Annotated in this window: 13 protein-coding genes; 1 reads left to right on the forward strand and 12 read right to left on the reverse strand. The window is 70.9% G+C overall.

Annotation, left to right across the window (positions count from 1 at the left end):
• Positions 1–10: 10 nt before the first annotated feature.
• From nuoK to QK440_RS18090, 11 genes are read right to left on the reverse strand one after another with little or no spacing between them, the layout of a single operon-like run.
• Complete coding sequence (nuoK, locus tag QK440_RS18040) at positions 11–310, reverse strand: NADH-quinone oxidoreductase subunit NuoK (protein ID WP_282794146.1); 300 nt, start codon at positions 308–310, stop codon at positions 11–13.
• Complete coding sequence (locus QK440_RS18045; protein ID WP_282794147.1) at positions 307–1,179, reverse strand: NADH-quinone oxidoreductase subunit J; 873 nt, start codon at positions 1,177–1,179, stop codon at positions 307–309. The genes nuoK and QK440_RS18045 overlap by 4 nt, the downstream gene beginning before the upstream one ends.
• Complete coding sequence (gene nuoI, locus QK440_RS18050; RefSeq protein ID WP_282794148.1) at positions 1,176–1,874, reverse strand: NADH-quinone oxidoreductase subunit NuoI; 699 nt, start codon at positions 1,872–1,874, stop codon at positions 1,176–1,178. Before nuoI ends, QK440_RS18045 begins: the two co-directional genes overlap by 4 nt.
• On the reverse strand, positions 1,867–3,231 hold the full coding sequence (gene nuoH / locus QK440_RS18055; protein WP_282794149.1) for an NADH-quinone oxidoreductase subunit NuoH: 1,365 nt from the start codon (positions 3,229–3,231) through the stop codon (positions 1,867–1,869). The genes nuoI and nuoH overlap by 8 nt, the downstream gene beginning before the upstream one ends.
• Positions 3,228–5,741, reverse strand: a complete 2,514-nt coding sequence (locus QK440_RS18060; RefSeq protein WP_282794150.1) for an NADH-quinone oxidoreductase subunit G — start codon at positions 5,739–5,741, stop codon at positions 3,228–3,230. Before QK440_RS18060 ends, nuoH begins: the two co-directional genes overlap by 4 nt.
• Complete coding sequence (gene nuoF, locus QK440_RS18065) at positions 5,738–7,117, reverse strand: NADH-quinone oxidoreductase subunit NuoF (protein ID WP_282794151.1); 1,380 nt, start codon at positions 7,115–7,117, stop codon at positions 5,738–5,740. Before nuoF ends, QK440_RS18060 begins: the two co-directional genes overlap by 4 nt.
• Positions 7,114–7,980, reverse strand: coding sequence for an NADH-quinone oxidoreductase subunit NuoE (gene nuoE, locus QK440_RS18070; RefSeq protein WP_282794152.1), 867 nt, complete (start codon positions 7,978–7,980; stop codon positions 7,114–7,116). The genes nuoF and nuoE overlap by 4 nt, the downstream gene beginning before the upstream one ends.
• Positions 7,977–9,329: an NADH-quinone oxidoreductase subunit D gene (locus tag QK440_RS18075; RefSeq protein ID WP_282794153.1), complete on the reverse strand. Its 1,353-nt coding sequence runs from the start codon at positions 9,327–9,329 to the stop codon at positions 7,977–7,979. The genes nuoE and QK440_RS18075 overlap by 4 nt, the downstream gene beginning before the upstream one ends.
• Positions 9,329–10,078: an NADH-quinone oxidoreductase subunit C gene (locus QK440_RS18080; protein WP_282794154.1), complete on the reverse strand. Its 750-nt coding sequence runs from the start codon at positions 10,076–10,078 to the stop codon at positions 9,329–9,331. Before QK440_RS18080 ends, QK440_RS18075 begins: the two co-directional genes overlap by 1 nt.
• Positions 10,075–10,629: an NADH-quinone oxidoreductase subunit B gene (locus QK440_RS18085; protein ID WP_282794155.1), complete on the reverse strand. Its 555-nt coding sequence runs from the start codon at positions 10,627–10,629 to the stop codon at positions 10,075–10,077. Before QK440_RS18085 ends, QK440_RS18080 begins: the two co-directional genes overlap by 4 nt.
• Before the next feature lie 32 nt (positions 10,630–10,661).
• Entirely contained in the window at positions 10,662–11,021 is a 360-nt protein-coding gene (locus QK440_RS18090; protein WP_030678082.1) for an NADH-quinone oxidoreductase subunit A, read from the reverse strand.
• 1,190 nt (positions 11,022–12,211) lie between these two features.
• On the opposite strand from QK440_RS18090, the gene QK440_RS18095 reads away from it, so the two are divergent.
• Positions 12,212–13,078 carry a C40 family peptidase gene (locus QK440_RS18095; RefSeq protein ID WP_282794156.1) on the forward strand — a complete coding sequence of 289 codons (867 nt, stop codon included), beginning with the start codon at positions 12,212–12,214 and terminating at the stop codon, positions 13,076–13,078.
• Between the two features lie 111 nt (positions 13,079–13,189).
• Here the strand turns inward: QK440_RS18095 and QK440_RS18100 are convergent, their stop codons facing one another.
• Positions 13,190–14,482, reverse strand: coding sequence for a geranylgeranyl reductase family protein (locus tag QK440_RS18100; protein WP_282794157.1), 1,293 nt, complete (start codon positions 14,480–14,482; stop codon positions 13,190–13,192).
• Positions 14,483–14,496: the final 14 nt, after the last annotated feature.

Below are 14,496 nucleotides of genomic sequence, written 5' to 3' on the forward strand. Positions count from 1 at the left end.
CAGCGACCCCTCAGAGCTTCATCAGACTGGCGTCGTCGACCGAGGCCGAATGGCGGGAGCGGAACAGCGACACGATGATCGCGAGGCCGACCACGACCTCGGCCGCGGCGACGACCATCGTGAAGAAGGCGATGATCTGGCCGTCCAGGTTGCCGTGCAGCCGGGAGAACGCGACGAACGCCAGGTTGCAGGCGTTGAGCATCAGCTCGACGCACATGAAGACCACGATCATGTTCCGCCGGATCAGCACGCCGGTGGCGCCGATGGCGAACAGCAGGGCCGCCAGGTAGAGGTAGTTCACCGGATTCACTTCGACGCCTCCTCGGTCCGCCCGGCCCGCTCGCCGGTGCCGTCGCCCTCGCGCCCGATGTCGGTGCGGCGCAGGTCCGGCCGCTCCAGGCGGTCGGCGGAGCGCTGCTCCAGGGCGCGCAGGTCCTCCAGGGCCTGGTGGGACACGTCACGGATCTGGCCGCGCTCGCGCAGCGTCCTGTTGACCGTGAGCTCCGACGGCGTGCCGTCCGGGAGCAGGCCCGCGATGTCCACGGCGTTGTGCCGGGCGTAGACGCCCGGGGCCGGGAGCGGCGGGAGGTGCTTGCCCTCGCGCACCCGCTGCTCGGCGCGCTCGCGCTGGGTCGTGGCGCGCTCCGTGCGCTCGCGGTGGGTGAGCACCATCGCGCCGACGGTCGCCGTGATCAGCAGGGCGCCGGTGATCTCGAAGGCGAAGACGTACTTCGTGAAGATGAGGGCCGCCAGGCCCTCGACGTTGCCGCCCTCGTTGGCCTTGGCCAGGCCGTTGAAGTCCGTCACCGCGGCGTTGCCGATGCCCGCGAACAGCAGGACGGCGAAGCCGAGTCCGCACAGGGCGGCCAGCCAGCGCTGGCCCCTGAGGGTCTCCTTCAGGGAGTCGGCGGCGGTGACGCCGACGAGCATGACCACGAACAGGAACAGCATCATGATCGCGCCGGTGTAGACGACGACCTGGACGATGCCGAGGAAGTACGCGCCGTTGGCCAGGTAGAAGACCGCCAGGACGATCATGGTGCCGGCCAGGCACAGCGCGCTGTGGACCGCCCGCCTCATGAGGATCGTGCTCAGCGCGCCGATCACGGCGACCGTGCCGAGCACCCAGAACTGGAAGGCCTCGCCCGTGGAGGTGGTGTAGGCCGCGACGGAGGTCACGCTTCCACCCCCTCGGACCGGGGCTCCCGCGTGACCTCCACCGAATCGGCGCGCTTCTCGCCCTTGGAGAGGGGGGCCTGGCGCTCGGTACCGGGCGCGGCTTGCGTGACCAGACCGCGGTAGTAGTCCCCCTCGTCGGTACCGGGGTACAGCGCGTGCGGCGCCTCGACCATGCCCTCGTCGAGGCCCGCGAGCAACTGCTCCTTGGTGTAGATGAGGTCGGCGCGGCTGCTGTCGGCGAGCTCGAACTCGTTCGTCATCGTCAGCGCGCGCGTGGGGCACGCCTCGATGCACAGGCCGCAGAGGATGCAGCGGGCGTAGTTGATCTGGTACACCCGGCCGTAGCGCTCACCCGGGGAGTAGCGCTCCTCGTCGGTGTTGTCCGCGCCCTCCACGTAGATGGCGTCCGCGGGGCAGGCCCAGGCGCACAACTCGCAGCCGATGCACTTCTCCAGGCCGTCCGGGTGGCGGTTGAGCTGGTGCCGGCCGTGGAAGCGCGGAGCGGTGGTCTTCTGCTGCTCCGGATACTGCTCGGTCAGCCGCTTCTTGAACATGGCCTTGAAGGTCACGCCGAAGCCCGCGACGGGATTCTGGAACCCCTGGTCCGACTGGTTCGCCTGCGGTCCCGCGTCCTGCGGCTGCTCGGGCAACTGCCCGCCGTGCCGCCGGTCCGGCGTGTTCGACTGCTCAGCCATCGGACGCCTCCTTTCCGTCACTTTGAGTATCCGGGCCACCACTGACAATCAGCTCCCGCTCGTGGCGCGGGCGCCGGCGCGGCACGGGCGGCAGGGTCTGTCCGGGCAGCGGGGGCACCGGGAATCCGCCGGCCATCGGGTCGAAGGCCGCGGGTTCCGCGGGCGCGGCGGCCGCGGCCTCCTTCTCGCGCCGGTCCCGGAACACGTCCACCAGGACCGAGAGCAGCAGCAGCGCGATGACTCCGCCGCCCACGTAGAGGGCGATCTCGCTGAAGTCGTAGTCCTCGTTGCGCAGTGCGCGGACGGTGGCGACGAGCATCAGCCAGACCACGGAGACCGGGATGAGGACCTTCCAGCCGAGCTTCATCAGCTGGTCGTAGCGGACGCGGGGCAGCGTGCCGCGCAGCCAGATGAAGAAGAACAGCAGGAGCTGCACCTTGAGCGTGAACCAGGCCAGCGGCCACCAGCCGTGGTTCGCGCCCTCCCAGAAGCCGCTGATGGGCCAGGGGGCCCGCCAGCCGCCGAGGAAGAGCGTCGCGGACACCGCTGAGACGGTCACCATGTTGACGTACTCGGCGAGCATGAACATCGCGAACTTGATCGACGAGTACTCGGTGTTGAAGCCGCCGACGAGGTCGCCCTCGGACTCCGGCATGTCGAACGGCGCGCGGTTGGTCTCGCCGACCATCGTCACGATGTAGATCAGGAACGACACCGGCAGGAGCACGATGTACCAGCGCTCCTGCTGGGCCTCCACGATCGCCGAGGTGGACATCGACCCGGAGTACAGGAAGACCGAGGCGAACGCGGCGCCCATCGCGATCTCGTACGAGATCATCTGCGCGCAGGAGCGCAGGCCGCCCAGGAGCGGGTACGTCGAGCCGGAGCTCCAGCCCGCGAGGACGATGCCGTAGATGCCGACCGAGGCGACCGCGAGGATGTAGAGCATCGCGATCGGCAGATCGGTGAGCTGCATCGTGGTGCGGTGGCCGAAGATCGAGACCTCGTTGCCCGCGGGCCCGAAGGGGATGACCGCGATCGCCATGAAGGCGGGGATCGCGGCGACGATCGGCGCGAGGACGTAGACCACCTTGTCCGCGCGCTTGACGGTCAGGTCCTCCTTGAGCATCAGCTTGACGCCGTCCGCGAGGGACTGGAGGAGGCCCCAGGGGCCGTTGCGGTTGGGGCCGATGCGCAACTGCATCCAGGCGACGACCTTGCGCTCCCACACGATGGAGAACAGCACGGTCAGCATCAGGAACGCGAAGCAGAAGACCGCCTTGACGCCGACCAGCCACCACGGGTCGCGGCCGAACATGGAGAGGTCCTCGGCGGCGAGCCGGGTCATGGGGCTCATGACTGCACCTCCTGGGCGCCCTGGGCGGGCTCGACGCGGACGGCGGGGCCGATCCTGACCAGCTGGCCCGGGCGCGCCCCGGTGTCGGAGGCGACGCCGCCGCCCACCGAGTTCAGCGGCAGCCACACCACGCGGTCCGGCATCGGCGTGACCCGCAGCGGGAGCGCGGTGGTCCCGGCGGGGCCGGTGACGGCGAGCGTGTCGCCGTCCCTGACGCCCACCTCGGCGGCGGTGGCGGCCGAGAGCCGGGCCAGCGCCGCGTGCCGCGTCCCGGCGAGCGCGTCGTCGCCCTCCTGGAGGAGGCCCTGGTCGAGCAGGAGCCGGTGTCCGGCCAGCACGGCCTCGCCGGCGGCGGGCTTCGGCGGGGCGGCCCCGGTGTCCAGCGGCTCGGTGGCGCGCGGTCCCGCCCAGCCGCCGAGCCGGTCCAGCTCGCGCCGGATGGAGACCAGGTCCGGCAGGCCCAGGTGGACGTCGCCCGCGTCGGCCAGCATGTGCAGCACGCGCGCGTCGGTGGGGGCCAGCCGGCGCGTCATCTGGTCCGGCTTGAGCGCCGCCTGGAAGAGCCGGGCCCTGCCTTCCCAGTTGAGGAAGGTGCCCGGCTTCTCGGCGACCGCGGCGCCCGGGAGCACCACGTCGGCGCGCTCGGTCACCTCGCTCGGCCGCAGTTCGAGCGAGACCAGGAAGCCGACCTCGTCGAGCGCCGCACGCGCGCGTGCCGGGTCGGGCAGGTCGGCGACCTCGACGCCCGCCACCAGCAGGGCGCTCAGCTCGCCGGTCGCCGCGGCCTCGATGATCTGGCCGGTGTCGCGGCCGTAGCGGTGCGGCAGCCCGGCCACGTGCCAGGCGGCCGCGACCTCGTCCCGCGCGCGCGGGTCGGTGGCCGGCCGGCCGCCGGGGAGCAGCGACGGCAGGGCGCCGGCCTCCACGGCCCCGCGTTCGCCCGCGCGGCGCGGGATCCACACCAGCGCGGCGCCGGTCGCCGTGGCGGCCCGGACGGCGGCGGTGAGCCCGCCCGGTACGGCCGCGAGCCGCTCGCCGACGACGATGACCGCGCCCGGGGCGCGCAGCGCCTCGGCGGCCCCGGTGCCGTCGGCCTCCAGGCCGACCCCGGCGGCGAGCGCGTCCAGCCACTCGGTCTCCGTGCCGGGCGCCGCGGCGAGCAGCGTCCCGCCGGCCTTCTCCAGGCCGCGCGTGGCGTGCGTGGCGACGGCGAAGGTGCGCTGTCCGTGCTTGCGCCAGGCCTTGCGCAGCCGCAGGAAGACGCCGGGCGCCTCCTCCTCGGCCTCGATGCCGACGAGCAGGACGGCGGGCGCCTTCTCCAGCGCGGTGTACGTGACACCGGTCCCGTCGAGGTCCCGGCCGCGCCCGGCGACCCGGGCGGCGAGGAAGTCGGCCTCCTCGCTGGAGTGCGTCCGCGCGCGGAAGTCGATGTCGTTGGTGCCGAGCACCACGCGCGCGTACTTGCTGTACGCGTACGCGTCCTCCAGGGTGAGGCGCCCGCCGGTGAGGACACCGGCGCGCCCGCGCGCGGCGGCGAGGCCCTTGGCGGCCGCCTCCAGCGCCTCGGGCCAGGCGGCCGGTTCGAGGGCGCCCGTGGCGGCGTTCCGTACGAGCGGCGTGGTCAGGCGGTCCGCCTTCTGCGCGTACCGGAACGCGAAGCGCCCCTTGTCGCAGATCCACTCCTCGTTGACCTCGGGGTCGTCCTGGGCGAGGCGGCGCATGACCTTGCCGCGCCGGTGGTCGGTGCGGGTGGCGCAGCCGCCCGCGCAGTGCTCGCACACCGAGGGCGACGACACCAGGTCGAAGGGGCGCGACCGGAAGCGGTAGGCGTGCGACGTGAGCGCCCCGACGGGGCAGATCTGGATGGTGTTGCCGGAGAAGTACGACTCGAAGGGGTCGCCCTCGCCGGTGCCGACCTGCTGGAGGGCGCCGCGTTCGAGGAGCTCGATCATCGGGTCGCCCGCGATCTGGTTCGAGAAGCGGGTGCAGCGGGCGCACAGCACGCACCGCTCGCGGTCGAGCAGCACCTGGGTGGAGACGGGCACCGGCTTCTCGTAGGTGCGCTTGCTGCCCTCGAAGCGGGACTCGGCGTTGCCGTGCGACATGGCCTGGTTCTGCAGCGGGCACTCGCCGCCCTTGTCGCAGACCGGGCAGTCCAGGGGGTGGTTGATGAGCAGGAGCTCCATCACCCCCTTCTGCGCCTTCTCCGCGACCGGGGAGGTGAGGTGGCTCTTGACGACCATGCCGTCGGTGCAGGTGATGGTGCAGGACGCCATCGGCTTGCGCTGGCCCTCGACCTCGACGATGCACTGGCGGCAGGCGCCCGCGGGGTCGAGCAGCGGGTGGTCGCAGAAGCGCGGGATCTCGATGCCGAGGAGTTCGGCGGCTCGGATGACCAGGGTGCCCTTGGGGACGCTGATCTCGATGCCGTCGATGGTCAGCGTGACCAGGTCTTCCGGCGGTACCGCCGCCTCGCCGCCCCCGGAGGGAGCGCTGGTGGTCACTGTCATGCGTTCACCTCCGTGCTGTCGTCGGTGTCGTGGAGCCGTCCGGTCCGGTCGCTCCAGAGCGTCGACCTGGCCGGGTCGAAGGGGCAGCCCCTGCCGGTGATGTGCTGCTCGTACTCCTCGCGGAAGTACTTCAGGGAGGAGAAGATCGGCGAGGCGGCGCCATCGCCGAGGGCGCAGAAGGACTTGCCGTTGATGTTGTCGGCGATGTCGTTCAGCTTGTCGAGGTCGGCCATGACGCCCTTGCCCGCCTCGATGTCGCGGAGCAACTGCACGAGCCAGTACGTGCCTTCGCGGCAGGGCGTGCACTTGCCGCAGGACTCGTGGGCGTAGAACTCGGTCCAGCGGGTGACGGCCCGCACCACGCAGGTGGTCTCGTCGAAGCACTGGAGCGCCTTGGTGCCGAGCATGGACCCGGCGGCGCCGACGCCCTCGTAGTCCAGCGGGACGTCCAGGTGCTCGTCGGTGAACATCGGCGTCGAGGAGCCGCCCGGCGTCCAGAACTTGAGCCGGTGGCCGGGGCGCATCCCGCCGCTCATGTCGAGCAGCTGGCGCAGCGTGATGCCGAGCGGCGCCTCGTACTGGCCGGGCGAGGCGACGTGCCCGCTGAGCGAGTACAGCGTGAAGCCCGGGGACTTCTCGCTGCCCATCGACTTGAACCAGTCCTTGCCCCGGTTCAGGATCGCGGGAACCGACGCGATGGATTCGACGTTGTTGACGACAGTGGGGCACGCGTAGAGCCCCGCGACCGCGGGGAAAGGGGGACGGAGCCGCGGCTGGCCGCGGCGGCCTTCGAGGGAGTCGAGCAGTGCGGTCTCCTCACCGCAGATGTACGCGCCCGCGCCCGCGTGCACGGTGAGTTCGAGGTCGAGTCCGCTGCCCAGGATGTTCTCGCCGAGGTAGCCCGCCGCGTAGGCCTCGCGCACGGCCTCGTGCAGCCGCCGCAGCACGGGGACGACCTCGCCGCGCACGTAGATGAAGGCATGCGACGAACGGATCGCGTAACAGGCGATGACGATGCCCTCGATGAGGGAATGCGGGTTCGCGAAGAGGAGCGGGATGTCCTTGCAGGTCCCGGGCTCCGACTCGTCGGCGTTGACAACTAGATAGTGCGGCTTGCCGTCGCCCTGCGGGATGAACTGCCACTTCATCCCGGTGGGGAAGCCCGCGCCGCCGCGGCCGCGCAGGCCGGAGTCCTTCACGTAGGCGATGAGGTCGTCCGGCGCCATCGCGAGGGCCTTGCGGAGTCCCTCGTAGCCGTCGTGCCTGCGGTAGACGTCCAGCGTCCAGGACTTCTCCTCGTCCCAGAAGGCGGAGAGGACCGGTGCGAGCAGCTTCTCCGGGCTGGTCTCGTCGATCTCGGCTGCCAAGGTCGTCACTCCCCCTCCTCGCGGGCCTCGCCGACCGGGCCCGCGGGGTTCGCGGGGTCGGACGCCGAGGTCTTCTGCGGCGCGTCGTGCGAGCTCAGGTGCTCGCCGGGTGACGGCTCGTGCGGCTGGGCGCCCTCGGGGCCGCCGGCGCGCGGGTGGACCACGCGCGCGGGGGGCGTCTCGCCCCTGGCCAGGCGCAGCCCGATGAGCGAGGCCGGGCCCGCGCCGCCGGTGGCCTCGACGGCTCCGGGGCGCTCGTCGGGGAAGCCCGCGAGGATGCGGGCCGTCTCCTTGAAGGTGCACAGGGGGGCGCCGCGGGTGGGCTCGACCCGGGCGCCCGCGCGCAGGTCGTCGACGAGGCGCTTGGCGCTGGTGGGGGTCTGGTTGTCGAAGAACTCCCAGTTGACCATCACCACGGGCGCGTAGTCGCAGGCGGCGTTGCACTCGATGTGCTCCAGCGTCACCTTGCCGTCCTCGGTGGTGCCGCCGTTGGCGACGCCGAGGTGCTCCTGGAGGGCCTCGAAGATGGCGTCGCCGCCCATGACCGCGCACAGGGTGTTGGTGCAGACGCCGACCTGGTAGTCGCCGGAGGGCTTGCGGCGGTACATGGTGTAGAAGGTGGCGACGGCCGTGACCTCGGCGGTGGTCAGGCCGAGCTGCTCCGCGCAGAACCGCATCCCGGTGCGGGTCACGTACCCCTCCTCCGACTGCACGAGGTGCAGCAGGGGCAGGAGCGCCGAGCGGGAGTCGGGGTAGCGGGCGATGACCTCGCGCGCGTCCGCCTCCAGGCGGGCGCGGACGTCGGCCGGGTAGTCCGGAGGGGGCAGTTGGGGCATGCCCAGGCTGACGCCCTCGGATTCGGTGGTGGTCACCGGTCGACGCCTCCCATCACGGGGTCGATGGACGCGACGGCGACGATGACGTCGGCGACCTGGCCGCCCTCGCACATCGCCGCCATGGCCTGAAGGTTGGTGAAGGACGGGTCGCGGAAGTGGACCCGGTAGGGGCGGGTGCCGCCGTCGGAGACGGCGTGCACGCCGAGTTCGCCCTTGGGGGACTCCACGGCGGCGTAGGCCTGCCCCGGGGGTACCCGGAAGCCCTCCGTCACCAGCTTGAAGTGGTGGATCAGGGCCTCCATGGAGGTGCCCATGATCTTCTTGATGTGGTCGAGGGAGTTGCCGAGGCCGTCCGGGCCGAGCGCGAGCTGGGCGGGCCAGGCGATCTTCTTGTCGGCGACCATGACCGGGCCGGGCCGCAGCCGGTCCAGGCACTGCTCGATGATGCGCAGCGACTGGCGCATCTCCTCCAGGCGGATCAGGAACCGCCCGTAGGAGTCGCACGTGTCGGCGGTGGGGACGTCGAACTCGTACGTCTCGTAGCCGCAGTACGGGTCGGTCTTGCGCAGGTCGTGCGGCAGCCCCGCGGAGCGCAGGACGGGGCCGGTGGCGCCGAGGGCCATGCAGCCGGTCAGGTCGAGGTAGCCGACGTCCTGCATGCGGGCCTTGAAGATGGGGTTCCCGGTGGCGAGCTTGTCGTACTCCGGGAGGTTCTTCTTCATCTTCTTCACGAACTCGCGGATCTGGTCCACCGCGCCGGGCGGCAGGTCCTGGGCGAGTCCGCCCGGCCGGATGTACGCGTGGTTCATGCGCAGGCCGGTGATGAGTTCGTAGATGTCGAGAATGAGTTCACGATCGCGGAATCCGTAGATCATGATCGTGGTGGCGCCCAGCTCCATGCCGCCGGTGGCGATGCACACCAGGTGCGAGGACATCCGGTTCAGCTCCATCAGGAGCACGCGCAGGACGGTGGCGCGGTCGGGGATCTGGTCCTCGATGCCGAGCAGCTTCTCCACGGCCAGGCAGTACGCCGTCTCGTTGAAGAACGGCGTCAGGTAGTCCATGCGGGTGACGAACGTGGTGCCCTGGGTCCAGGTGCGGTACTCCAGGTTCTTCTCGATGCCCGTGTGCAGATAGCCGATGCCGCAGCGGGCCTCGGAGACCGTCTCGCCCTCGATCTCCAGGATGAGCCGCAGCACGCCGTGCGTGGAGGGGTGCTGGGGGCCCATGTTCACGACGATGCGCTCGTCGTCGGCCGCGACCGCGGACTTGGCGACCTCGTCCCAGTCGCCGCCGGTGACGGTGTAGACGGTGCCTTCGGTGGTCTCGCGCGCGGACGCCGAGCCGGAGGCGGCGGAGGTGCCGGAAGTGAAGGGAGTGCTCATCAGCTGTACGACCTCCGCTGGTCCGGAGCCGGGATCTGGGCGCCCTTGTACTCGACGGGGATGCCGCCGAGGGGGTAGTCCTTGCGCTGCGGGAAGCCCTGCCAGTCGTCCGGCATCATGATCCGCGTCAGGGCGGGGTGGCCGTCGAAGACCAGGCCGAAGAAGTCGTACGTCTCGCGCTCGTGCCAGTCGTTCGTCGGGTAGACGGCGACGAGGGACGGCACGTGCGGGTCGGCGTCCGGGGCGCTGACCTCCAGCCGGATGAGTCGGCCGTGGGTGAGCGAGCGCAGGTGGTAGACGGCGTGCAGCTCCCGGCCCTTGTCGCCGGGGTAGTGCACGCCGGACACGCCGGTGCAGAGCTCGAAGCGGAGCGCGGGGTCGTCCCGCAGGGTCTGGGCCACCCGGACGAGGTGCTCGCGCGCGATGTGGAAGGTCAGCTCGCCGCGGTCGACGACCGTCTTCTCGATGGCGTTCTCGGGCAGCAGGCCCTGTTCCTCCAGGGCGCCCTCCAGCTCGTCGGCGACCTCGTCGAACCAGCCGCCGTAGGGGCGGGTGGCCGGGCCGGGGAGCCGGATGGAGCGGATCAGGCCGCCGTAGCCGGAGGTGTCGCCGCCGTTGTCCGCGCCGAACATGCCGCGCTGGACGCGGATCTCCTCGCCGCCGTCGCCGCGCTGGCCGGGGAGGTTGGAGGCGCCGAGGTCCTTCTCGGGGTTGACGCCGTTCGTGGCGTCGCCGTTCGCGTCGGTCACCGCAGCAGCCCCTTCATCTCGATGAGGGGGAGCGCCTTGAGGGCCGCCTCCTCCGCCTCGCGGGCCGCTTCTTCCGCGTTCACGCCGAGCTTGGTGTTCTGGATCTTCTGGTGCAGCTTGAGGATCGCGTCCATCAGCATTTCGGGCCGGGGCGGACAGCCGGGCAGATAGATGTCGACCGGGACGACGTGGTCGACGCCCTGGACAATCGCGTAATTGTTGAACATTCCGCCTGACGACGCGCAAACCCCCATGGAGATCACCCACTTGGGGTTGGGCATCTGGTCGTAGACCTGCCGCAGGACCGGCGCCATCTTCTGGCTCACCCGCCCGGCCACGATCATCAGGTCCGCCTGCCGCGGCGAGCCGCGGAAGACCTCCATCCCGAAGCGCGCCAGGTCGTACCGTCCGGCGCCGGTCGTCATCATCTCGATGGCGCAGCAGGCAAGGCCGAACGTGGCGGGAAAGACGGATGCCTTGCGCACCCAGCCGGCGGCCTGCTCGACGGTGGTCAGCAGGAATCCACTCGGCAGTTTCTCTTCGAGTCCCATGTTTCAGTGGCTCCTCTGTCCCCTTCCGGGGGTCAGTCCCATTCCAGGCCGCCGCGCCGCCATACGTACGCGTAGGCGACGAAGACGGTGAGCACGAAGAGCAGCATCTCCACGAGCCCGAAAATCCCCAGGGCGTCGAAGGTGACGGCCCAGGGGTAGAGGAAGACGATCTCGATGTCGAAGACGATGAAGAGCATCGCCGTCAGGTAGTACTTGATGGGGAAGCGCCCGCCGCCGGCCGGCGTGGGGGTCGGCTCGATGCCGCACTCGTAGGCCTCGAGCTTCGCGCGGTTGTACCGCTTGGGGCCGACAAGCGTGGCCATGACCACGGAGAAAATCGCAAAGCCTGCCCCGAGGGCTCCCAGTACGAGGATGGGCGCATACGCGTTCACCGCTCCTCGCTCCTCTCAGTCGGCACTGACTGCTGGCGGTTGCGTCGGACCCGCTCACCGCCCCGCTCGCGCGCGATCCCCGGCCCCCGGAGCACCCCGAAGATCGCTTACATGTGAAGCAGGTCACAAGCCCAACTGCCCCGCATCTTATGCCTGCCGGTCTGTGATCTGCGACACGGGGTACGACAACGCCTTTGTGATCTCCACCACCTGACGAAGGATCATGAAGTCGGATGAGCGGCGCTCTTCGTACGCGAAGCACCTGAGTGATCACCAGAGGTGACATCTTGGCGCGTCAGCGCTGGTCGGGGCGGGGTTGCATTATCAAGAGATGGCCACTACAAGCAAATTGGCGCCGGGCGTGATCGCTTGATAAAGGGGCTCGTTCACATGCGGGCGGCAGGGGCGGACGGGAGTGGACGGATTTTTCCCGGGCGCGCCGAGGGGTGCGGGCGCGGGGGCGGCCGTGTGCACGCGTTCACGAGTTCTCCGCACGCGTTCTCCGCTTCTCCGCGCGCGTTCTCCGCTTCTCTGCCCGGGCCCTCCGCGGCGGCTCTCCACTTCTCGCCCGGACCCTCCGTGGCAGCCCTCCGCAAGAACCGCGTGCGAGCGCGGGGCCGCGCGCGTGCGCGCGGGTGGACGCGTGCGCGCGAGCGGGGCAGGGGTGGCGGCTCGGCCACGGCCCGAGGGCGGCGCGGCCGCACGGCCCGGGCGCCGACCCGGCCGACGGGACCGTCGCGGACAGCGCCACGGCCGACGGCACAGTCGCGGGCAGCGCCACGGACAGCACCACGGGCACCGCCCGCGGACAGCACCACGGACAGCACCCCGGGCACCGCCCTGCGCGGGGAAGCGGCACCGCGAGTGGCCCGGCGGTGCGGTAGATCTCGGAAGGGTCTCGTCCAGGTCTCGAGGCGACCACCACGGGTACCCGGAGGTGACCTGCGCCACACCCGAACCCATGGCCGAACAACCGGGCTTGGCCAACTGCCTCAACGCGTGCTAGTCCACGGGCAATTCGGACGTAACTCGGAAAACCCATGATCACAGGCGTGATCACCACTGTCCGCAATGCCCGTTACGGCGTCAATAAGGAGCGACACGCCCGGGATTCAGCCGCGTGTACGGCAACTGTGGCGCAGCACACGTTTCTTGAAGGGAACCCCTACTCCTTGATAGCGGTTGTTCTCATGTCCCACACCGCTCACATACCCAGCCACCGGAAGCCCCGTCGCAGTGCGTCGAAGATGGCTCTGCGCGCCGGAGTTGCCGGTGGCGTCCTCAGCACCCTGGCAGTGGCCGGCGCCGCTGGTACGGCGAACGCCGCCGAGCCGGTGACCGAGACGATCGAGCTGCCGACCCTCACGGCCGATCTGTCCGCCCAGATCGCCCAGTCGGCGGACGCCACGCAGCAGACGGCCGACAGCTACGAGGCGCGCGCCCAGCAGGAGGCCGCCGCCGTCAAGGCCGCCAAGCAGGCCGCCAAGGACCAGAAGGCCGCGGAGAAGAAGGCGGAGGCCGAGCAGAAGGCCAAGGCCGAGGCCGAGGCCAAGCGCAAGGCCGCCGCGAAGGAGCGCGCCGCGCGGACCACCGAGCGCACGCAGCTCAGCACCTCCTCCGCCCCGTCGGGCGGCGCCACCGGCGGCTCGTCCTCCTCGTCGGGCTCCTCGGCGTCCGACAACAGCGTCTCGACGCCGTCGAGCGGCAGCGTCAGCGCCGTCATCAGCTTCCTGCGCGCCCAGGTCGGCGACGCGTACGTCATGGGCGGCACGGGCCCGAACTCGTGGGACTGCTCGGGTCTCGTCCAGGCCGCGTTCAAGCAGGCCAACATCAACCTGCCGCGCACCTCGCAGGCGCAGTCGACCGCGGGCACCCCGGTCTCCCTGTCCAACCTCCAGGTGGGCGACATCCTGTACTGGGGCGGCGCGGGCTCCGCGTACCACGTCGGTGTGTACATCGGCGGCGGCCAGTACCTGGACGCCGCGAACCCCAGCAAGGGCGTCGTGATCCAGGACCTGTCGGGCTACCCGGCCTCGGGCGCCGTGCGCGTCCTCTGACGGTCTTTTCCGTACGTACGCCGAAGGGCCGGAACCCCGGGTGGGGTTCCGGCCCTTCGGCGTGGGCCCGGGGGCCTGCGGGCCCGGGGACCCGCGGGCCCAGGGGCCCGGTCAGGCCTTCGGGGCCACCTTGCTGAGGCCGTTGATGATGCGGTCCATCGCGTCGCCGCCCGTCGGGTCCGTCAGGTTGGCGAGCATCTTCAGGGTGAACTTCATCAGCAGGGGGTGCGTCAGGCCGCGCTGGGTGGCGATCTGCATGACCTTCGGGTTGCCGATGAGCTTCACGAAGGCGCGGCCGAGCGTGTAGTAGCCGCCGTAGGTGTCCTTGAGGACCTTCGGGTAGTTGCGCAGCGCCAGTTCGCGCTGGGCGGGCGTGGCGCGGGCGACGGCCTGGACGATGACGTCCGCGGCGATCTGCCCGGACTCCATGGCGTAGGCGATGCCCTCGCCGTTGAACGGGTTGACCAGGCCGCCCGCGTCGCCGACGAGCAGCAGGCCGCGCGTGTAGTGCGGCTGACGGTTGAAGGCCATGGGCAGGGCGGCGCCGCGGATCGGGCCCGTCATGTTCTCCGGGGTGTAGCCCCAGTCCTCGGGCATGGAGGCGCACCAGGCCTTGAGGATCTCGCGCCAGTCGAGCTCCTTGAAGGCGGCGGAGGTGTTCAGGACGCCGAGGCCGACGTTGGACGTGCCGTCGCCCATGCCGAAGATCCAGCCGTAGCCGGGCAGCAGCCGGTCCTGGGCGCCGCGGCGGTCCCACAGCTCCAGCCAGGACTCCAGGTAGTCGTCGTCGTGGCGCGGCGAGGTGAAGTACGTCCGCACGGCGACGCCCATCGGGCGGTCCTCGCGGCGGTGCAGGCCCATGGCGAGGGACAGGCGCGAGGAGTTGCCGTCCGCGGCGACCACGAGGGGCGCGTGGAAGGTGACCGGCGTCTTCTCCTCGCCGAGCCGGGCCTCGACGCCGGTGATGCGGCCGGTGCGGTCGTCGATGACCGGCGCGCCCACGTTGCACCGCTCGTACAGCCGCGCGCCCGCCTTCTGGGCCTGGCGGGCGAGCTGCTCGTCGAAGTCGTCACGCTTGCGGACGAGGCCGTAGTCGGGGAAGGAGGCGAGATCCGGCCAGTCGAGCTGGAGCCGTACGCCGCCGCCGATGATCCGCAGGCCCTTGTTCCGCAGCCAGCCGGCCTCCTCGGAGATGTCGATGCCCATGGCCACCAACTGCTTGGTGGCGCGCGGCGTCAGGCCGTCGCCGCAGACCTTCTCCCGCGGAAACGCCGTCTTCTCCAGCAGGAGCACGTCGAGGCCGGCCTTGGCCAGGTAGTACGCCGTCGTCGATCCCGCCGGACCGGCGCCGACGACGATGACGTCGGCGGTGGTGGCGGAGGTGTCGGAGAGCGGCTCGGTCACGGCGGGTTCTCCCC

The organism is Streptomyces sp. CC224B (genome assembly GCF_030010595.1).
In the GTDB taxonomy this organism is placed as follows: Bacteria; Actinomycetota; Actinomycetes; order Streptomycetales; family Streptomycetaceae; genus Streptomyces; species Streptomyces longispororuber.

Excerpts from the sequence above, each read along its gene's own strand:
- QK440_RS18060 (WP_282794150.1), bottom strand. The coding sequence starts at position 5,741 with ATGACAGTGACCACCAGCGCTCCCTCCGGGGGCGGCGAGGCGGCGGTA.
- QK440_RS18075 (WP_282794153.1), bottom strand. The coding sequence starts at position 9,329 with ATGAGCACTCCCTTCACTTCCGGCACCTCCGCCGCCTCCGGCTCGGCG.
- nuoI (WP_282794148.1), bottom strand. The coding sequence starts at position 1,874 with ATGGCTGAGCAGTCGAACACGCCGGACCGGCGGCACGGCGGGCAGTTG.
- QK440_RS18085 (WP_282794155.1), bottom strand. The coding sequence starts at position 10,629 with ATGGGACTCGAAGAGAAACTGCCGAGTGGATTCCTGCTGACCACCGTC.
- nuoH (WP_282794149.1), bottom strand. The coding sequence starts at position 3,231 with ATGAGCCCCATGACCCGGCTCGCCGCCGAGGACCTCTCCATGTTCGGC.
- QK440_RS18095 (WP_282794156.1), top strand. The coding sequence starts at position 12,212 with ATGTCCCACACCGCTCACATACCCAGCCACCGGAAGCCCCGTCGCAGT.